This window comes from Pseudomonas sp. 51_B, from assembly GCF_017491595.1.
GTDB lineage: Bacteria > Pseudomonadota > Gammaproteobacteria > Pseudomonadales > Pseudomonadaceae > Aquipseudomonas > Aquipseudomonas promysalinigenes.
On the sequence record NZ_JAFGYW010000012.1, the window covers coordinates 79905 to 100071 of the forward strand.

At 60.5% G+C, this 20167-nt stretch carries 19 protein-coding genes and 1 pseudogene; 8 read left to right on the forward strand and 12 right to left on the reverse strand.

Annotated features, from left to right (window positions below):
• Positions 1-138 precede the first annotated feature (138 nt).
• The 3 genes from glyA (at position 139) to J5M56_RS14835 (ending at position 3191) form a co-directional block, all read left to right on the forward strand.
• Positions 139-1392: a serine hydroxymethyltransferase gene (glyA, locus tag J5M56_RS14825; RefSeq protein ID WP_186478236.1), complete on the forward strand. Its 1254-nt coding sequence runs from the start codon at positions 139-141 to the stop codon at positions 1390-1392.
• Positions 1393-1536: 144 nt separating this feature from the next.
• Positions 1537-2130 (forward strand): hypothetical protein, encoded by a 594-nt coding sequence (locus tag J5M56_RS14830; RefSeq protein WP_186478235.1) that lies wholly within the window; start codon positions 1537-1539, stop codon positions 2128-2130.
• Between the two features lie 107 nt (positions 2131-2237).
• A complete protein-coding gene (locus J5M56_RS14835) occupies positions 2238-3191 on the forward strand; it encodes an arsenic resistance protein (protein ID WP_186478234.1) in 954 nt (317 codons plus the stop codon).
• A 1-nt stretch (position 3192) separates the two neighbouring features.
• On the opposite strand, the gene J5M56_RS14840 is transcribed toward J5M56_RS14835, so the two are convergent.
• From J5M56_RS14840 to J5M56_RS14850, 3 genes are all read right to left on the reverse strand, one after another.
• Positions 3193-4002 (reverse strand): class I SAM-dependent methyltransferase, encoded by an 810-nt coding sequence (locus J5M56_RS14840; RefSeq protein ID WP_060480405.1) that lies wholly within the window; start codon positions 4000-4002, stop codon positions 3193-3195.
• Between the two features lie 90 nt (positions 4003-4092).
• Positions 4093-4506, reverse strand: coding sequence for a cupin domain-containing protein (locus tag J5M56_RS14845; RefSeq protein WP_207937221.1), 414 nt, complete (start codon positions 4504-4506; stop codon positions 4093-4095).
• Positions 4507-4543: 37 nt separating this feature from the next.
• The gene (locus J5M56_RS14850; RefSeq protein ID WP_186478232.1) at positions 4544-5287 is read right to left on the reverse strand and encodes an SDR family oxidoreductase; all 744 of its coding nucleotides are present in this window, start codon (positions 5285-5287) and stop codon (positions 4544-4546) included.
• Between the two features lie 239 nt (positions 5288-5526).
• Here J5M56_RS14850 and J5M56_RS14855 point away from each other — a divergent pair, with 239 nt between their 5' ends.
• From J5M56_RS14855 to arsH, 5 genes are all read left to right on the forward strand, one after another.
• A complete protein-coding gene (locus tag J5M56_RS14855; RefSeq protein WP_186478231.1) occupies positions 5527-7092 on the forward strand; it encodes a winged helix-turn-helix domain-containing protein in 1566 nt (521 codons plus the stop codon).
• Positions 7093-7206: 114 nt separating this feature from the next.
• Positions 7207-7557 (forward strand): metalloregulator ArsR/SmtB family transcription factor, encoded by a 351-nt coding sequence (locus tag J5M56_RS14860; protein WP_186478230.1) that lies wholly within the window; start codon positions 7207-7209, stop codon positions 7555-7557.
• A gap of 9 nt (positions 7558-7566) precedes the next feature.
• Positions 7567-8856 (forward strand): arsenic transporter, encoded by a 1290-nt coding sequence (locus tag J5M56_RS14865; protein WP_207937222.1) that lies wholly within the window; start codon positions 7567-7569, stop codon positions 8854-8856.
• Between the two features lie 9 nt (positions 8857-8865).
• Entirely contained in the window at positions 8866-9336 is a 471-nt protein-coding gene (locus J5M56_RS14870) for an arsenate reductase ArsC (protein ID WP_207937223.1), read from the forward strand.
• Positions 9336-10070, forward strand: coding sequence for an arsenical resistance protein ArsH (gene arsH / locus J5M56_RS14875; protein ID WP_207937224.1), 735 nt, complete (start codon positions 9336-9338; stop codon positions 10068-10070). The genes J5M56_RS14870 and arsH overlap by 1 nt, the downstream gene beginning before the upstream one ends.
• A 41-nt stretch (positions 10071-10111) precedes the next feature.
• Here the strand turns inward: arsH and J5M56_RS14880 are convergent, their stop codons facing one another.
• The 9 genes and pseudogenes from J5M56_RS14880 to J5M56_RS26775 form a co-directional block, all read right to left on the reverse strand.
• Complete coding sequence (locus J5M56_RS14880; RefSeq protein ID WP_207937225.1) at positions 10112-11272, reverse strand: HAMP domain-containing sensor histidine kinase; 1161 nt, start codon at positions 11270-11272, stop codon at positions 10112-10114.
• Positions 11265-12077: an alpha/beta hydrolase gene (locus tag J5M56_RS14885; protein ID WP_186478225.1), complete on the reverse strand. Its 813-nt coding sequence runs from the start codon at positions 12075-12077 to the stop codon at positions 11265-11267. Before J5M56_RS14885 ends, J5M56_RS14880 begins: the two co-directional genes overlap by 8 nt.
• A gap of 346 nt (positions 12078-12423) precedes the next feature.
• Positions 12424-14475: a TonB-dependent receptor gene (locus J5M56_RS14890; RefSeq protein WP_207937226.1), complete on the reverse strand. Its 2052-nt coding sequence runs from the start codon at positions 14473-14475 to the stop codon at positions 12424-12426.
• Positions 14476-14691: 216 nt separating this feature from the next.
• On the reverse strand, positions 14692-16914 hold the full coding sequence (locus tag J5M56_RS14895; RefSeq protein ID WP_207937227.1) for a GMC family oxidoreductase: 2223 nt from the start codon (positions 16912-16914) through the stop codon (positions 14692-14694).
• Positions 16911-17402 (reverse strand): sorbitol dehydrogenase, encoded by a 492-nt coding sequence (locus J5M56_RS14900; RefSeq protein WP_207937228.1) that lies wholly within the window; start codon positions 17400-17402, stop codon positions 16911-16913. Before J5M56_RS14900 ends, J5M56_RS14895 begins: the two co-directional genes overlap by 4 nt.
• A gap of 4 nt (positions 17403-17406) precedes the next feature.
• Complete coding sequence (locus tag J5M56_RS14905) at positions 17407-18747, reverse strand: cytochrome C (protein ID WP_207937229.1); 1341 nt, start codon at positions 18745-18747, stop codon at positions 17407-17409.
• A gap of 197 nt (positions 18748-18944) precedes the next feature.
• Positions 18945-19400 carry a GFA family protein gene (locus J5M56_RS14910; RefSeq protein ID WP_207937230.1) on the reverse strand — a complete coding sequence of 152 codons (456 nt, stop codon included), beginning with the start codon at positions 19398-19400 and terminating at the stop codon, positions 18945-18947.
• Positions 19397-19762 (reverse strand): ASCH domain-containing protein, encoded by a 366-nt coding sequence (locus J5M56_RS14915; protein ID WP_081016713.1) that lies wholly within the window; start codon positions 19760-19762, stop codon positions 19397-19399. Before J5M56_RS14915 ends, J5M56_RS14910 begins: the two co-directional genes overlap by 4 nt.
• A gap of 68 nt (positions 19763-19830) precedes the next feature.
• Positions 19831-20037, reverse strand: a pseudogene (locus tag J5M56_RS26775) (integrase); the annotation flags it as partial.
• Positions 20038-20167 lie beyond the last annotated feature (130 nt).

Genomic DNA, 20167 nt, shown 5'->3' on the forward strand with positions numbered 1-20167 from the left:
CGTGACCAGCCAGCCCAGACACGGCGCGGGATGCAACATGAAGCCCATTGGTCCGCGACTTGATGCCACTTCATATGCCAGGCGCGGATCAATCGGTTAGAATGCCCCCCCAAATTACCCCGATCCTTGAGGACCGCCATGTTCAGCCGTGATTTGACCATTGCCAAGTACGACGCCGAGCTCTTCGAAGCCATGCAGCAAGAAGCCCTGCGCCAGGAAGAGCATATCGAGCTGATCGCTTCGGAAAACTACACCAGCCCGGCAGTCATGGAAGCCCAGGGCTCGGTCCTGACCAACAAGTACGCCGAAGGCTACCCAGGCAAGCGCTACTACGGTGGCTGCGAATACGTCGACGTGGTCGAGCAACTGGCCATCGACCGTGCCAAGGAGCTGTTCGGCGCTGACTACGCCAACGTTCAGCCACACGCAGGCTCGCAAGCCAACGCCGCGGTCTACCTGGCGCTGCTGTCGGCCGGTGACACCATCCTGGGCATGAGCCTGGCCCACGGCGGCCACCTGACCCACGGTGCTTCGGTCAGCTCTTCGGGCAAGCTGTACAACGCCATCCAGTACGGCATCGACGGCAACGGCCTGATCGACTACGACGAAGTCGAGCGCCTGGCCGTCGAGCACAAGCCGAAAATGATCGTTGCCGGCTTCTCGGCCTACTCGCAGGTTCTGGACTTCGCCCGCTTCCGCGCCATCGCCGACAAGGTCGGTGCCTACCTGTTCGTCGACATGGCCCACGTTGCCGGCCTGGTTGCCGCTGGCGTCTACCCGAACCCAGTGCCATTCGCCGACGTGGTCACCACCACCACTCACAAGACCCTGCGCGGCCCACGTGGTGGCCTGATCCTCGCTCGCAAGAACGAAGAGATCGAGAAGAAGCTGAACTCCGCCGTCTTCCCTGGTGCCCAGGGTGGCCCGCTGGAGCACGTGATCGCTGCCAAGGCCATCTGCTTCAAGGAAGCCCTGCAGCCTGAGTTCAAGGCTTACCAGCAGCAGGTAGTGAAAAACGCCCAGGCCATGGCCGAAGTGTTCATCGAGCGTGGTTTCGATGTGGTATCCGGTGGTACCCAGAACCACCTGTTCCTGTTGTCGCTGATCAAGCAGGAAATCTCCGGTAAAGATGCAGACGCTGCCCTGGGCAAAGCCTTCATCACCGTGAACAAGAACTCGGTCCCGAACGACCCACGTTCTCCGTTCGTCACCTCGGGCCTGCGTTTCGGCACCCCAGCTGTGACCACCCGTGGTTTCAAGGAAGCCGAATGCCGCGAGCTGGCCGGCTGGATCTGCGACATCCTGGCCGACCTGAACAACGAAACGGTGATCGACGCTGTGCGCGAGAAGGTAAAAGCCATCTGCAAGAAGCTGCCGGTATACGGCAACTGATTGGCGAACGCCTGATGTGAGGAAGCCCGGCCATGTGCCGGGCTTTTTCGTTTCATCTTGCCGTGCGGTACAGGTTCCAGGTGGGGCCGCCGTCGCATGGGGACTACCTTGGGGCCTCGATCAGCTGCCCTAGCGGAGGGCCTCATGCCTACTGATGTAGAACGCTCATTCACTGCCAACCTGCAGGTGGACGGTTACCCGGTCAACGTGCTGGGCAACATGACCACAGGGCCAGTAGTGCTCGCCAGCCCACATAAGCTTCCAGCCTACGGGGTGAATGGCACCCATACCCTGGGCATGCTCGATGCACTGGACAAAGACTGGAGCCATGAGCAGGAGCTCGGGCTGATCAGCTTCGACAAAGCCCCCCAGCCGCCGACGCTGTTGCTGTACTTTCGCTACAGCCAAGCGGGCTACCGTATTTATCTGCGAAGCGGGCCGCACTTCGGCAAAGGAGTATTCACCACTGCCGATGGTCTGGTGAACGTGCAACCGACCAAGCCTACCTACCCCACCCAGTGGCAACTCATAGACGCGCAACGCGATGCACCGTTCGACGTTTACCAGGTCAGTGAAAACCAGTGCGATATTCGCGCGACCAACCCAGATGGGCACCCACTGGAGGTACATGGGTTGTTTCCAGTGGGTGGATTTCTGGCCTGCTACCCCGCAGCCCACTCCAGCACCCTAAACCTGATCATTCTCGAACGCGGCGTGGACTGGCTCAATCCAGGCTGACCTCAAAGCGCTGGCGGCGCGAGCTGGGCCATGTAATCACTGCCCACTCGACGCCGGCGCGTATTACCCTGTGCACCGATGACCATTTCCAAGCACAGGCCACCCATTTGACCAGAGAGCAACTCGAAAGCCAGCAGATCCCCCTCTATTTTGCCGCCGTAGTGGCCGCCGTGGTTTTCGGCCTACTGGCGACTGATGCTGCTCAGCATCTTCACCTGCTGGTCACCCCCGCCATCGCCGTCCTGATGTATGCGATGTTTCTGCAGATCCCCTTCCTCGACGTGCGGCAGAGTCTGAGCAACCGCCGCTTCATGGCCGCGCTGCTGGTCGCCAATTTCATCCTCATGCCGCTGCTGGTGTGGGCACTGACCCGCGGCCTGGACGAACACCCGGCGATCCTGATCGGCGCCCTGATGGTGTTGCTTACACCCTGTATCGACTACGTAGTGGTGTTTACTCACATTGGCAAAGGCGATGCGCGCCTGACCCTGGCCGCAACGCCAGTACTGTTACTGGCGCAGCTGGTGCTGCTGCCGCTGTACCTCACCCTTCTGCTGGGCGACAGCAGCGCGGTGGTGGTCAGCATCACCCCCTTCGTGGAGGCGTTCGTGCTGCTGATCGTGTTGCCGATGGCGCTGGCCATTCTTACGAACGTTAGTGCCCGCCGCCACCGTATGGTAGCGGCATGGAACGAGGCCTGGGCGTGGATGCCAGTGCCGGCCATGGCGTTGGTGCTAGTGGCTGTGGTCGCTTCGCAGATTGCCCTGGTGTTGCGGGATTTTGACCAGTTGCTGCCGGTGATCCCGGTATACATCAGTTTTATGCTGCTGGCGCCACTGCTGGGCTTGGCCTCAGCGCGCCTGCTGCGCCTGCCGGTAGCCCAGGCACGCTCGGTCACCTTCAGCGCCGCGACACGCAACTCGCTGGTGGTGCTGCCATTGGCCCTGGCGTTGCCGGAGGGCCTGGGCGGCCTGGCGGCCGCAGCTGTGATTACTCAGACATTGATAGAGCTTGTCAGTGAGCTGATTTATGTTCGAATCATCCCAAGGCTGGTGCGGTAGGTCACTTGCCTGCAACCAGCACGTAGCACATGGGTATGCGCAACGCGTTTTGCTCATAAATCGCGTAGATGTCTTCCCGATTGGAATGCGGGTACTCGTTGAAAGCACGCAGCTGCAGCCCTGCGCCGATGACACCGGCCAGCACATCGCCCACTCGGTGGATATGCCAGTAGGACTGCAGATCATTCTGCTCGCCGGTGCCTTCATAGACGATTGCACCGGTTTCAACCACCGGGTCGGTTTGGAAGTAACAACTGCTGATACGCCAAGGGTCGCTGGCTTGAGGGTCGAGCATTTCCAGAAACGGGTGCGTTTCATAGATTACCAACGTGCCGCCTGGTTTCAGCACCCTGGCAACATGATGGAAAAAGGCGCCGAGGTCCGGCATCCAGTTCAATACGCCAATGGTGATCAGGGCGACATCGAAGCGCTCGTCGAGATTGGCCGCCAGCCCGTGGATATCGGCCTCGACGAACTCAGGTGAATACGGGGATTGTTCGGCCAACAGCCGCGCTTGCTCGAGAAACGCCGAGGACTGGTCCACACCTACCACCTCCGATGCCCCCAGCGCAAAGAGCGACAGCGCTTCGCGGCCGTTGTTGCAGCCCAACTGGATGACCGCCTTTGCGGCGATGCCCACCTGCTGCAATTGCTCGGTCAAGGTCGAGTCCAGGCACGAGAAGCTTTTGTTCTGCACGGCGTCGACTAGCCGAAGCCATTCGGCGCTGCGCCTGTGCTGATCGGCCGACGCATTCCAGGCGTCACGGTTTCGGGCAATGATCTGCGTGTGCGAAAGCATCTTGAACCTCATGTTCGATCGTCGAGGTGCTTACCTTAGCAGCGCCGCCAGCCTAAAGCTGGCGGCTGCTTGAGTTTGCTAGTCTGGCCAGGTTTTGGTTTTTTACTTTTCGCTCGGCGTGACCAAGACCTTCTCATCGCTGTCGAGCACGAACACAGCCATGAGCTTGGCGGGTTTGCTGTCGCTGGCATTAGCGCTGACCCCATGGAATGCGCCTGGCGCCTCGTACCAGTTTTCGCCGGGTTTGTAGACTTTGGCCGGCTCGCCGTTGACGCTGCTGCGCACTTCACCTTCGAGCACGGTTGCATAGATAAAGGCCGACTGTGGGTGGCGATGCGCGGGTGATGCCGCGCCCGGGGCATAGTCGACTATCACCCCACGCATGCTTTTGCCAGGCACGTTTGGCAGGGGGTGATCAAAAACCACGGTAACCTTGCTGACTGGGCGCTCAGCCGCCAGCGCTGGAGTGATTGTCAGGGCGGCAAATGCGAAGGCCAAGAGGTGACGATTGAACATAGTAGTGTTCCTTGAATGGGGGATGCGTGAGCCGGGTTCAGTTTCCAGCCAGCCAATCTTCGAAATGCACAAGGCCAAGGCGCGCTCCCGCACCGGGGGTGAGTGATTTATCGTCAAGCTCGGCGCCGAAGTAGCGTGCATGCACATCCGCGACCACCTTGCGTGAATCACCCCGCACCTGCAGCAAGCGCCGCGCCATTTCATCCAACGGTATTGCCTGGGGCCCTGCAACCTCGAGAGTGCCGTTGGCCGGTTGCGCCAGCACCACATCGGTAAGCGCGGCAACGACATCGTCCGATGCGACCGGCTGGAACAACGCCGGGGACAAGTGCACCTCTTGCCCAACAGCGCCGGCCTCGGCAATGCCCTGAACAAATTCGAAGAACTGGGTGGCGCGCACCACGGTATAGGGCACACCAGACTGCTTGATCAGCTCCTCCTGGGCGACCTTGGCCCGGAAATAGCCATTCTCGGGAAGCCGCTCACTGCCCACTATTGACAGCACGACATGGTGTTTCACCCCTGCCGCTTTCTCTGCCGCCAGCAAGTTGCCAGTGGACGCTTGGAAGAACTGCAACACAGCTTGGTCCTCCCAAGACGGCGCATTGCTGACATCCACCACCACAGCCGCGCCGCTCATTGCCTCGGCCAATCCCTCGCGGGTGATGCTGTTCACACCGGTGCTGGGCGCCGCTGCCAAAGCCTCATGCCCTTGCCCAGCCAGGCTGCTTACCAGCTTCGAGCCAATAAGGCCGGTGCCGCCGATAACCACGATTTTCATACACGCTCTCCACACTGGACCGCATGCATTTGCGGCCGTCATGGTTCAAGCGTGCGCCCAATGCTGGGTGGTGTCCTTGTTGACGAAGGGAATTTGCTTTCAAAAACCGTTGAAAACGCGTCCAAACTGTTCAATGCGAACTGTGCCGTGTGCAGCGGTCAATGTGCTGCCGTATGATCGACCCATGCCCGTGAACAGTGGCCTCGAACACAAGAACCAGGGCTTGCGAGGGACACATCGTGCCATTCGAGTTTGACGACTATGTGCTAGATGAGCAGCGCAGAGAGCTCACCCAGTGCGGCCAGGCCGTGAACATCGGCCCTCAAGTGTTCGATCTGCTTTTGCAACTGGTCAGCCACCGCGACCGAGTGATGGGCCGCGATGAGCTGCTGACCCGTGTATGGAGTGGCAAGATCGTCTGCGAATCGACCATCAGCAGCCATATCAACGCCGTGCGCAGGGCCATCGGCGACTCCGGCGAGGATCAGCGGTTGCTCCGCACCGTGGCACGCAAAGGGTATCGTTTCGTGGGGCAGGTCAGGGAACGGGCCAGCAACCCCCAGCCATCGGCAGCCGAACCGCGCGGGGGCGGCATCGGGCTCGCATTACCCGACAAACCCTCGATCACCGTGCTGCCCTTTCATAACCTCAGCGGTGACCCGGAGCAGGACTACTTCGCCGATGGTATGGTCGAGGACATCATCGCAGCCCTGTCACGCATCCGTTGGCTGTTCGTCATTGCGCGCAATTCCAGCTTTACCTTCAAAGGCCGGAGTGTCGACATCCAGCAGGTGGGCCGGACACTTGGTGTGCGCTATGTACTTGAAGGCAGTGTGCGCAAAGCAGGCAACCGAGTGCGTATTACCGGCCAGTTGATCGACGCCTCTACGGGCGAACACCTTTGGGCAGAGCGTTTCGAGGGCCGTTTGGACGACGTGTTCGAACTCCAGGACCAAGTAGCCGAAAGCGTGGTAGGCGCGATTGCTCCGCAGCTTGAGCGGGCCGAGATCGATCGGGCCAAGCGCAAAGCCACCGAAAGCTTGTGCGCTTATGACTATTACCTGCGTGGTACCGCCAAGCTACATGACGGCAGCCGTGAGGCGATTGCCGAAGCATTGCCGCTGTTTTACCAAGCTATCGAGCTTGATCCAGAGTTCGCATCGGCCCATGCCATGGCGGCTTGGTGCTATTTCTGGCGCAAGCTCAATGGCTGGATGGACGAGCGCGCCAAGGAAATTGCCGAAGGCGCCCGCCTGGCACGCCTGGCCGTGGCACTGGGGCGGGACGATGCCGTGGCGTTGACCCGCGGCGGCCATGCCCTGGGGCACCTGACAGGCGACCTGGACGGTGGCATCGCCTTGCTCGACCGCGCGCGCCTGCTCAACCCCAATCTGGCGCCAGCCTGGTATTTGGGCGGCATGCTACGGGTGCTACGGGGCGAAGCGCAGACCGCCATCGCAAATCTCCAGCACGCCGCACGGCTGAGCCCGCTGGACCCGGAAATGTTTCGCATGCAAGTGGGCATGGCATTGGCACACTTCTTTGCTGGGCAGCTGGAAGAGGCTGTGGAATGGGCAGAAAAGGCACTGATCGATCTGCCCAGTCTGCTGGCGGCGGTGGCAGTGCTGGCGGCAAGCCATGCATGCGCCGGGCGAATGCCCGCTGCCGAGCAGGCCATGCAACGCTTGCGCGCGCTGGACCCAAAGTTTCGGGTATCGACCTTGAGGCAATGGTTGCCGATACATCGTGATGAGGACTTGGCACGGTTCGCCGAAGGCTTGCGGTTGGCAGGATTACCAGATTGACGATGGGTAAAGCCCAGATTCGATGACACCGTTAACGTGCCGATCCGCAAGCTAGGCAAAACAACCTTTATATGCGTTAATTCGAATATTCGCATTAACGCATATAGGGCTTTAATGTCTCTCACTCCTTCCGCTGTATTCAAATGCCTCGGTGATGAAACCCGCGCGCGCATCATGCTGATGCTCCTTGCCGAAGGAGAGCTGTGCGTATGCGAACTGATCTGGGCCCTGGATGACAAACAACCAAAGGTGTCGCGTCATCTGGCACAACTTCGCGCCTGCGGGCTGCTGGAGGATCGCCGACAGGGGCAATGGATCTACTACCGATTGCACCCTGAGCTGCCTGAGTGGATCAAAGGCGTACTGGAGTTGACGCTTCAGGCCCATCGGGCCTGGGTGGACAACGACCAAGGGCGCCTGGCTTCGATGCAAGACCGTCCCATTCGCCAAACCGCCTGCTGCTGAGGTCCACAGATGCTGACTGCTGCTCTGATCTTCGTTTTCACACTCACCTTGGTCATCTGGCAACCCAAGGGCCTGGGGGTTGGCTGGAGCGCCGTTGCCGGCGCAGTGCTGGCTCTGCTCACGGGGGTAGTAAGCCTCGGCGACATTCCAGCGGTGTGGCATATCGTATGGAACGCGACGGCCACCTTCATCGCGATCATCATCATCAGCCTGTTGCTCGATGAAGCCGGGTTCTTCGAATGGGCGGCCCTGCACATGGCGCGCTGGGGCCGGGGGCACGGGGGGCGACTGTTCGCATTGATGGTGCTACTGGGCGCGGCGGTATCTGCGCTGTTCGCCAACGACGGTGCGGCATTGATCCTCACGCCCATCGTCATCGCCATGCTGACCGCGCTGCGCTTTGGCCCCGCCTCCACCCTGGCGTTCGTCATGGCGGCGGGGTTCATCGCCGACACGGCAAGCCTGCCCATGATCGTGTCCAACCTGGTGAACATCGTCTCGGCCGACTTCTTCGGCGTGGGCTTTGGCCAGTACGCTTCGGTGATGTGGCCGGTGAACCTGGTGAGCGTCGCCGCCACCCTGTTGATGCTATGGCTGTTCTACCGCAAAGACATCCCGGCCCAATACGCCCCAGAGCAGCTGGATGTACCGGCGCTGGCCATTCGTGACCGGGCTACCTTCATCGCCGGCTGGTGGGTACTGGGCCTGCTGCTGGCCGGGCTGTTCGCGTTGGAGCCGCTGGGCGTGCCGGTCAGCGTTGTGGCCGCCTTGTGCGCCGTTATCCTGCTGGTCATCGCCGGCCGTGGCCATGTCATCTCCACGCGCCGGGTGATCAAGCATGCTCCCTGGCAGATCGTGGTGTTCTCACTGGGCATGTACCTGGTTGTGTACGGCTTGCGCAATGCGGGCCTGACCGATGCCCTTGCTGAGCTTTTCAGCTACTTAGCCGAGCACGGCCTGTGGGCCGCGACCCTGGGTACAGGGGTAGCCGCCGCACTGCTTTCATCGGTGATGAACAACCTGCCCAGCGTGCTCATTGGCGCGCTCTCGATCCAGGGCAGCAATGCCACGGGCCTGATCCACGATGCCATGGTCTACGCCAACGTGATCGGCTGCGACCTGGGCCCGAAATTCACCCCCATCGGCAGCCTGGCAACCTTGCTGTGGCTGCATGTGCTTGCGCAGAAGAACATTCGCATCACCTGGGGTTACTACTTCAAGGTGGGCACTGTGCTCACCCTGCCCATCCTGCTCGTGACCCTGGCCGCGCTGGCCTTGCGGCTGAGCCTCCACGCCTAGGAGCCATCGATGAAAGTGCTGTTCATGTGTACCGCCAACAGTTGCCGCAGCGTACTGTCCGAAGGCCTGTTCAACCACGTAGCGCCGCCGGGCATGACCGCTGTCAGCTCCGGCAGCTTCCCCAGCGGCCGCTTGAACCCCCGAGCACTCAGCACGCTGCAGAGCTTGGGGGTCGATACCACAGCGCTGCACAGCAAAGGCTCTGAGCAGTTTCAAGATAGCCCACCCGATATCGTGATCACCGTTTGCGACAAAGCCAGTGGCGAGCCCTGCCCGGTCTATTTCGGGCCATCGATAAAAAGCCACTGGGGCCTGGCCGACCCTTCCGAGGTCGATGGCAGCGATGAACAAATCCAGGCGGCTTTCGATGCCACCGTCAACCATATCCGCCTGCGCTTTGCTGCCTTCTTCGCCCTCAACCATGGCGCGCTCGAACCCACAGAGCTCAAGCAGGCGCTGGACCGGATAGGTGAACTGTGATGACTGAACTGACCGCCCAACACCCAGGTGATTTGCCCAACCTGGATCTGCAATTGTTCGACGCCCCAACCTGCGAGAAGCTCAACGAACAAGCCACGCCCACCCACAAGCCGCGCATCCTGCTGCTGTATGGCTCGACCCGAGAGCGCTCGTTCAGCCGCCTGCTGACTCAGGAAGCGGCACGCATCCTGGAACTGATGGGTGCCGAGACCATCATCTTTGACCCCTGCGGTTTGCCACTGCCCGACGATGCCCCCGTCGAACACCCAAAGGTTCAGCAATTGCGCGAGCTGGTGCTGTGGTCCGAAGGCCAGGTGTGGTGCTCCCCCGAGCGGCATGGCGCGATGTCCGCTGTATTCAAGGCGCAGATCGACTGGATACCCCTGGCCCTTGGCGCGGTAAGGCCTTCCCAGGGCAAGACCCTGGCGGTCATGCAGGTGTGTGGCGGCTCACAGTCGTTCAACGCTCTCAACCAGATGCGTGTGCTGGGCCGATGGATGCGTATGATGACGATTCCCAACCAATCATCGGTGCCCAAGGCATTTCTGGAGTTCGATGAAAACGATCGCATGAAGCCCTCTTCCTACTACGACCGGGTAGTCGATGTGATGGAGGAGTTGATGAAGTTTACGCTGCTGCTGCGTGGCCGCGATGCCTACCTGCTGGACCGCTATAGCGAACGTAAAGAAAGCGCTGAGGCGCTGTCCAAGCGGGTGAACCAACGCTCGATCTAACACCCGGCCCGCTGCTGCGCGAGCTTGACCGAGCGCGCCAATCAAGCGGGCAGAAAAATCGAGAATGTCGTGCCATAGACCGGGTTGGACGTCATGCTGATACGCCCCCCGTGCGCTTCGACGATCTGCTTGACGATGAACAGACCCAGCCCGACCGAGCGCAGCGCAGCGGGCTGGCAACTGCCGCGAGTCATGGGCTCGAACAACACCGGCAGCAGCTCTTGGGCGATGCAAGGGCCGTGATTGTGCACGCTCAGGGCAACCCCTTCGTCGCTGAAATCAGTGGTGATGGTGATGGGGAAGCGCATGTCGCCATAAGCCGCGCTGTTGGCGACCAGGTTGCCGATCATCTGGTGCAACCGGTCATGGTCCACCTCGAGCTGACCTCGCCCTCGCGAAAGGTGACGGATGCAGGTATTGCCCAAGGCTATCCTGAGCTCGCCTACGCACTGGTCCACCGCTTCGAGCAAATCCACGTTTCGCCGCCGCACGCTGAGGCCCTGCCCCAGCCTGATCGAAGCGAAGTCCAGCAGGTCGACGACCATGCGCTGGGCCCGCTCGGCCGATGTGCTAATGCTCGAAAGCAGCCGACAGGCTCGGTCACTGTGGGCATCGCGTGCCAGCAACTGGGCTGCCATCTTGATGGCTGTCATGGGGTTTTTCAGGTCGTGGCTGGCGACGGCGACCATCTGCTCGGCGTGTAACGCACGCTGCTGGGCTTGGGCGTAAGCGGCGGCCAGTTCATCCTGAGCACGCTGCAACGCCTGCTCTGCGCTGACCTTTTGTGCCAGCAGCTCCTCGGCACGCTGCATGGCTTGAAACACCAGATGCTCGTTGCGGTCACGTTCAGTGGTGCTGAACAGCGCCAGCTGATAACGCACCCCCTCGGATGTTTCACGCCTTACTGCGTTGAGCAGCATGGCCACCACATGACCTTCACGGTGGCAGAGGCCAATCTTGACCTCGGACACCGAGCCTTGCATGTTCAGCAAAGGGCCCCAGTGCGTGAGCTGGAACGTGCGCCCCGCCAGCGTCAGTAACTGGTCAAAACTGCGCAGCAGCAAGCTGTCGTTGTCGTAGCCCAGCCAGTTGCTCAATGTCGCATTGCAGCGCAGCAACGTTCCGTCGGCCTCCATGACCACCAAGCCACAGGGGGCACAGTCGAAGTACTGTTCCGAGTACAGCGAGGCGGGGTCATTCATGGCCAAAGCCGAGCTTGGCGAAAAAATCCTCCATCGCCGCAGTGCACGCACTGGGCGCGCTCAACTGCGGGTAATGGCCCAAGTTCTCGATCAGCACCAACTGACTGTTGGGCAGACTTCGTTGCAAGTAATGCCCCACGGCTACCGGCACCACCGGGTCTTCCCGGCTTTGCAGAATCAACGTAGGTAAGTGCAGCCCGATCGCATCCTGGCGATGGTCGGACATAAAGATCACACGGGCAAAATGCCGGGCGATCTGCGCATCGGTGCGGCCAAAGCTGCTGAGCAATTCGTCCTGCAGCGCAGGCTCCCCGGACGTGCCCATCAGCACAGGCGCCATGGTGCTGGACCAACCGAGGTAGTTTTCGTCGATGGCAGAGAGCAGCCCCTGCACCTCATCCAGCGAGAAACCACCGACGTAGTCATCGGTGTTCACGTAACACGGCGAGCCACCGATCATCACCAAACCGGCCAGCCGGCCAGGCAGCAGCCGTTCGGCCAGCAAGGCAATCATAGCGCTTACCGAATGCCCGACCACGATCACCGGGCCTTGACCGTACTCATCGATAATGGCGTTCAGATCAATGGCGTGAGCCCAGAGCGAACCATACTTTTGCCGATCGTAAGCGTGTAGGTCAGATTGCCCCGCGCCGGTCAGGTCGAAGGTAATGACGCGCATCCGAGCAGAGAAATGTGGCAGCAATAACCTCCACATCGACTGATCACAGCCAAACCCATGGGCCAGAAGCAGCGTGACGTTACCTTCGCCCTCGATATGCACATTGTTACGCTTTTGCAGACTCATACATACCCTGGTGTCGTTCGCCGTCGGGCCGGCATCGATCGCACGCCCGAGTGTTAGGAGAATAGTGCCAGTGCAAGTGGTCCGCTGCGCATCCATGCCCCCGCAGCTCGAACCCAATACCCATCTGCGCATGACGCCCAGGTGAGCACTTTACGCGATAAGGCAGTACGACGCCCGCCTTCTCAGTTAAAGACAGCGGGCCAGAGCGCTTCGTTTCTGAAATATGCACAAAAAATGCCCACACAAGGTGGGCATGTCGGTGGCCAGTAGGCTGCAAAACAGTACTATCTGGCCCGCTGAACGGTCATCCAGAGACATTGGCAAGCGCTCTGGCGAGGCCTGATGATCACAAACTCATGTTGAGCGACACGAATGCCGAACGGCCAGGTGCCGGGGAGAACATGGCCTGGTCATCGCCTCCCCAGAAGAAATTGTCGTACCAGACGTAGGCGTACTGACGATCGAGCAGGTTCTTGACCTGCAAGTCCACGCTGGTGGACGCATTGATGCGGTAGCTGACACTGGCGTCCACCACCACGAAGCCTCCGTATTTGCCTTGCTCGTTCAGCTCATCGATGTAGTAACTACCTTGGGCACGACCTTGCATGCCGAACTTCCAGTCATCGTTATAGCGGTAGTCGGCGCCCAGATTGCTGATGTAACGCGGGGTCGAAAACACCTGCTTGCCGGCCAGCGACTGGCCGCTTGCCGAGTAGGCCTTGACCACCTCGGCTTCCTGGATGGCATGGGAAGCCCACAGGGTCCACTGTTCATCCAACTGGGCGCTGAGTTGCATATCCACGCCACGGCGCCGGGTTTCGCCAAGACCCACCGTGGTGCCGGTGCTGGGCATATTGGCAACTTCGTCGGTGGCGTCCTGCTGCCATAGGGCAACCCGCGCCTGGGCACCGGCAAAAGGCTGGAACTTGACGCCGACTTCCTTGCCTGTGTTGATCGATGGGTCGTAAGAGGCCTGCCCTGGGGTCATGTAGGCCGGTGCGTTGGAGCCGGTCAGAATCTGGAAAGTCCGGCCCCAGTTTGCATACAGGTCGATTTCCGGCGTCAGGCTATAAATCACGCTCAGCTTGGGCTGGCGGATCCAGCCGTAATCCTGCAACGATGCTTTGACCCCATTGGGCAGGTCGGTGTTGCCGGAAAACTTGTCGACGCGCATGGCAGGGATGATCTTCAACGATTCGGTCGGCTGCACCACGGCCTGCACATAGCCACCGATATTGCGCAGGGTATAGCGATCATCGTCCTGCACACGGGCAGGTGGGGCATCGAAATTGGTCGGCACGCCGTAGGCATAACGCATGCGGCGGTAGGCGTTGTCCTGCTCTTCGTAGTTGATGCCGCCGTCCAAGGTCACCAGGTCGTTGGCGCGCCAGGTAAGGTTGCTGAGCATGCCCCTTTGCTGTTCGTCCCACTGCCTGCGCTGACGCGGCGCATTGCCGGGGCGGTAGTCGGTGAAGGTGATGGTGCGGTCATCGTTGTAGCTGTTGTAGTAGAGCTTACTGTTCAGGCTCAGGTCGTCAGCCAACTGCCAATCGGCGTGCAGGCTCAGGTGCTTCATGTCGCGGTCATCGCCATCGTTGCCGTTCTTGGCTGGCGACTGGGTGCGGCTGTCGTGCATCTGCTGGCGGGTCAGGAAACCTGGCTCCTGAGCCTGGTGGTGATACAAACGCGCGATCACGCCAACACGCAGGTCCTGCTCGTCGCTACTGACGAACCACTTGCCGCCCAGTGAATACTTGTTGGAATTGCTGTGGTCACGGTAGCCATTGCTGTCCTGCTTGGCCAGGAAGTAGTTCTGGGCGAAGTTGCCCTCTTCATGGCCCACCGCCAGCTGCACTTCACGGGTGTCGAAGCTGCCGTAGGTCAGGCGGCTGTCGGCATAGTTGCCGCCCTGGCGGGTAGCGAAGTTGATGTTGCCTGCGATGTTGTGCAGCCCATAGCGCGGGTCGTTGGTCCCGCGCACCACCTCGATGTATTCGATGTCGAGCGGGAAGATCATGTCGATGAAGCGCTGGTTGCCACTGTTGACGTTGCTTGGCACCCCGTCGATCAGGGTCTTGATGCCATTGATGTAGCCCTCGCCATTGAACGCACGGAACGTGACCTTGCCCGACTCCGCCCCCTGCCCCGTTTCGGTCAGCTGAATACCTGGCATTTGGCCCAGCAACTGCCAGCTGTTCATCACGTTCTTGTCCTTGACCTGATCGCCGCCCAGCACATCCACCGAGGTGAGCACATTTTCCGTACTCAATGCCGTGCCTGCTGTGTGGGTGATGTTCACTTCACCCAGGGTGATGGTCGAGCTGCCGGTCTGGTCGGCGAAAATGTCAGGGGTAACCATTGCCGTGAAAATGGCAAGGGAGGCCGGGGTAAATCGCATGGAGGCTCCTGAAGCGACAAGGTAAGAGCGCGTGTTGGCGCAAGGGCTGGATGGCCGAATCTAATCCGGCTCTAATTCGCAGATGTTATATCATAACAACCTGCAAATGCATTATTTGGTCCCTTTCCCATTACCTCGAAGCCTCCAAGCGCCAACTCTCATCAAGGCGCAACACCCCAAAACGCTGTGGCATTGCGGGGTGTTGCAAGTCAGCGCTTATAGCGCCCCGAAACGCACCTCCACAGTCAGGCTGCCAATGTTGTCACTCAGCCCAGCCCCATAACGCCCAGTGAGGTCATCGTTGATGCACAGCTGCAATTCGCCCTGCTGACCACGCGGCAACTGCGCCTGGTCGCCGACCAGGAACGGCACACCGCCAGTGCCGATACGCCCGATCAACGCGCCTTCCGGTTGCCCGGGCAATGTATAGCCAGGCGCAGCTATCAACCCGGGGTTGCCTGCCGCGCCGACCATCCCGGTGCTCGGGTTGGCAGTCCATTGGCCGCCGGTGCATACCGCCAGCTGCCAGCTCTGCCCATTGACCTGCACACCGGTGCCCTGCCATGCCTGGTTGGCCTGCACATGCACCGTGCGCTTGAGCAGGTCGCTGGCGACCACATCGGCGGCCTGGAAAGTCAGCGCGGTGATAGTCAGCGTCGGGTTTGCCGTCCCTGTGGTGGGGAAGACACCATCGCCGACCAGGAACAGGTTGGGGTGATCCCAGCTGCGTTGGTCTTTGTCGACCACCGACTTGGTGCGATCCGAGCCCATACGGTAGGTGCCCATCAAGTGGCCTGCGCCATAGAACGCGTAGTGCTGGCCACCGTATTCGAACACCGTCTGTGCCCCCTTCTTGGGGTCCGGATCAAGGTCGGTAAGCTCGGTGGCGCCCATCAGCTCGGTGATGATGTGCGTGGCAGCCAGACGCGCCTGCTTGAAGCCCTCCTTGGTGTAGTCAGAAAAATCGTAGGTGATCTGGGGCCGAGGCAGGCCAAGGCCGTCGGTGAACTCTTTCGACAACTCCACCCGGCACAGGGCTTTGTCTGGGTCTTTTTCCAGTTGCTCGACCAGAAAGCCCAGACGGAACTGGCGGGTCAGTACGCTGTTGAGCTGCTGCACCAAGGCCTCGCCGGACAACGCCAGGTTTTGGGGGTTGGCGCCGGCATCGTTGGTGCCGTCGATGAAATCACAGACCGTTGCATACGGATCGTTCTTCGACCAATTCCAGCCCTCATTGCCGATCTCGATCCGCCAAGCCGCGCGCTGGCTGCGGAACGCTCCATCGCGCATGTCCTCGATGCCGGAAGTGGACAGCGGCCCACGAAACGGGAACAACGGCTTGCCCTCAGGCATCAGGCCCCAGGCCAGATACACCGGGTGGTCGGAAAGCCCCATGCCAACCTGCCCACTGCTGTTGGCAACGCCATTGGGGCTGTGGGGCCCAACGGAATTGAGCAGCAGCTTCGGCGTTTCGATGGCATGGGCGGCGATCACATAGCGCTGGCCCTGGGCGGCACCGTTCTGGCGCGTGCCGTCGTCTTGGTACTGGATGTAGTCGATACCGGTGACGCCGTTGGCATCGACCTGCACCTTGCTGGCCACGGTTTGATAGAGGATGCGCACGTTACCGGTATCCAAGGCCTTGGCCATGGTCACCGTGGCATCGTACTTGGCCTGGATCGGGCAGATCGGTGTGCAACTGGTGTTGCCAGCGCAGACTCGGCGGCCATTGTCGTTCTGTGAGTTACGCCCGGCTGGGGTTTGCCGCACCTGCAGATTGAAGCCTTGGTACTGAGTGCCATCGATGCCCTTGCCCAGGCCCTGATCCACCAGCGACGGCGGTATGCCGTGCATGCTGTATTGGTAACCTTGGGGGAAGGTCACGCCCAGGTAGGTTTGCGCCGCAACATCGGCGGAAACGCCCATTTCTTCCTCAGCGCGGCAGTAAGCGGTTTGCAGGTCGTCGTAAGAGATTGGCCAGTCGACGCCGACCTTATACGCACTGTGCATGCGAAAATCATTGGGCAATAGCCGCAACGCGGTGCCCATCCAGTGCCACATGGTGCCTCCGCCCACCCGCTCATAGGTGCTGGCGAACAGCAGTGGGCCTTTTTGCACCAGGTAGCTTTTCTGCGCTTTGTCTGGGTCTGTGCTGCCAGCAGTGATCAGGTCTTGGATGGTTGCCCGCGGCGCGAACTGACTGGCTGGGGTCTGCTCGCTCTGCTGCGGCGGATAAGGCGCTTCCGGGGACTTGAGCACGGCCGTGTAGAAGCGCTCCAGGTACTCGCTGCGGTTGGGGGGAATGGCCGGGCCCGATTCGAGCACCAGCACTTTCAAGCCGGCCAGGCCCAACTGATAGGCCATGACACTGCCGGCCATCCCGGCGCCTACCACGATCACGTCGGCGGTTTCGATGGTCTGGGTGTGTACATTGCTCATGGCTGCTGCCCTTCCTTGGCGTCGACACCGGTAAATTGCTTGAGGGTCGGTGGCTGCTCAGCCCAGTAGCCGAAGTGGTACTGGCTGTAGCCCATGGGGTGAGACTGAGCGATCTTCCATGCCCAGCTTTCCTTGTAGGCCTGGTCACTGATCACATGCGTATCACCTTGGCGCGCACTGCCCAGGTCATAGGGCTGGTACCAACTGCCCAGTAGCCACAGCTTCATGATTGAACGGGCGCCTTGAGCGATTTGCGGGTTGGTGTTGCTCAACACCGCACTGGCGATTTGCGCAGGCGTTTGGCCCTGAAGGCTGGCAAACAGCTCCAGCAAGCTGCTGAAGGCCTCGGTACCCATGCCTTGCTGGGCGGTGGCGAAGAACACCGGCGGCAGGTTGATCGGGTCGATGGAGGGCGCCAGCAGCTTGGCCGACAGGCCTGTAAGTACGGCGGACAATCCGATGAAATTCTGCAGACTTTGGTCGCTCATGGCATCACTCCTTGGCGCCGGTAGATTGAGCACGTTCAAGCAGGAAAGTGAAATCGGCGAAGCTGGTGCGCGGTGATTGGGTCACGCAGGTTGTGGCGTTGTTGTGGCACTCCATGCAGCTGGAAGACGCCTGTGGAGTGATGCCCTGGTTGTAGGTTTCCAGCGTGGCGTTGGCCAGAAAGTTCGGTGCAGGCGTGCCCAGCGGGTTGGTCGGCGACGGCACCTGGCAGTCGTCCGCCGCATCGGTGGGCCACTGAGTGCTGATCAGCTGGTAGTTGGCCCACACTGTGCCCTTGAGCGCACCTTGCCACTGGGCGTTGAGCTGATGGGTAGCCGCAGTGATGGGAACCTCACGCACGATCTGCGAGGGGATGGCCTTTTTCGACGGGTCCCAGGGTTGCGCAGGCGGCTCGTTCACCGGCCGGTCGCTAGCCTTGGCGTCATAGAACAGGTAAGGCCCCTTGCGCTCGTTTATAGGCGTGGTTTTTTCCGGCACGTTGCGCACATGTTCGAAGGTCGACCAGACCCACTGCGGCGCGCTCTTGGTTTTGTGCACGATATGCAGGCCCACCAGCCCCACCTTCTGCGCCGCACACGACTCGGGGATCACTGCCCCCTTGTTCGGGTCGGCGTTGCCTGGGGTGTAGACCAACGCGTCGACCGCGTGGAATTCCTGCAGGTTGTCATTGGCGTCGAGCACCTTCCACGCCGACTTGACCATGATTGCGCCCACCTGCTTGTCCTCTGACGAGCCACAGGCAAAAGCGATGCGGTTTTCGGCCTTGCTCAGAAATGCCTGCTGGCCTTCCTTGCTGTACAGCCCATTGTTGACGATGTCATCGAACATCGGCTGGTTGACCATGATCGCGTTGCGCGTGTAGGTCCCGCTTTGATCGACCAACGGGCCCGTCTTGAAGGGCTGGATGAACTCATCGAGCACCCCCGCGACCTTGCCCATCTGCTGCAGCACCGGCAGGTCGCCCTTGCCCTCGCAGGCCGCAGGAACTGGCGCCTGCTGATCCCACGCCACCGGTTTCTGCCCCTTGGGCAGAAAAATCTCGTAGCTCTCCTTCCAGGACTCCCAAACCGTCTTGCCGGGCCCGCCGATCTTAGACGCGGTATTGGCGCTACCGTCGGCGTTGGCGGGCCAGTTCAGGGCGACGAAGGTTTGCCAGGACAGCACGTCAAAATCGTGTTGCAGGTTGTCCAGGGTGAAGGGCGCTTGGGCGGTGACATCGAAGGGAATAGCGGGTGACAGTACCGGGGGGCTGGCCGTATCGGCCACGGCTAGCGCACTGGTGAAGCTTGCCCCCATGTACGCTAAGTGTTTCAGGGTTATTTTCATTGTCGTCTCCTCAGCAGATATAGCGTCGGGACGACGAGGCGTAGCGGTCCTTCATGGACCAAATATTAGCGTTATCCCTGACGCTAGGGTGCAGGCTAGACGGTGGATAGCAGCGCTTTTGAATATCCGACTAACGGTAAGGTTATTAAGCATTGTCTTACAGCCCCAGCCGCTCATAGGCGGCTAGGTGCAACGTTTCAGGCTTTCTCAGCGCCGGGATTGGCCTCATACCGCAGCCACCCCGCAACCACCGCCTGCCCATCCATCCTGTCGTTGGGATGAGAGCGCCCTTCGCTTACGGGCACCTCGGCGAAATCGAACGGGCTCATGCCCTCGATACAGGCGACATTGACCCCGTACTGATGCGGCGCTGAACGGCGCTGGTGGAAGGTGTAGATACCGCATTTGGAGCAGAAGTAGTGCTTGGCTTGCTGGGTATGGAACTGATAAAGCGTAAGCGCCTCTTGCCCATGGGTGACCGTGATGTCGTCCAGATTGGCAGACACCGCCACACCGCCACGCATTCGGCAATATGAGCAATTGCACCGGCGCGCGGTGTGCAGGCCGTCGGTCAGGCGCAGAGAAAACCGCACAGTGCCGCAGTGGCAGGCTGCCTGGTGGATGGAGCGCTCATCGCGATGTTCATCAGTCATGGTGTTTCGCAAGCCTCAGTAGAAACCTCGACCTCATAGATACCCCGTGCTGCGCGGGCAGAAAACGGGCGAATTGGCCTCACATCAGTCAATTCCCATGCGAGCCAACCCTCTTCGAAGTAACTTGCACAGGCTGCAGCCATGTCAGCAAGCACGAAAGGACGTACGGCTCTTATGCGCACGATCGCCACGGCGATGCCGTCGTGGTCCTCGTCTGCATCTGCGTGGAGAAAACGGCCGTTTTCGACGATTAGAAGATCCTCGGTGGGATTCAAGCCTGGATGCCAGCGACGGACTTCGAGGGTTTTTACGCCAGCAGCGATTCGGGTGCCACTGGGCTGGACGATTGATAGGGCCTTGATGGTTCGCTCCCAAGGAGTAGGTGGCTGGAAGGGCTATGAAGGCTAGGTGGAAGCAATGGTTTTTATCACACGCGTAAGGCTACATCGACCGTGTCGCGGTTCGTGATCGCCTCGAGCGGCTGCATGAGGTCGGAGGTGTCCCACGATGGCGCCTGCGCCTAGCAGCGGGAATACGGGAGTCTTCAACGACTGTGCACAGTTCGCGAAGGGATAGGCGCCCTCTTCACAGACATTTATTTGTGCCAGTCCAAAGCAATACGCTCGAATGAGCGGCCTGTGAAAAATGGCTGCCGGCTGTCGGAAGCCGACGGATCGGCATAACGAAAAAACCCGCCAGAAGGCAGGTTTTACGGGGGTTCCAGAGATTTCGGTAGCCTTCGCTGGAACCTGAACTGGTGCGGAGAC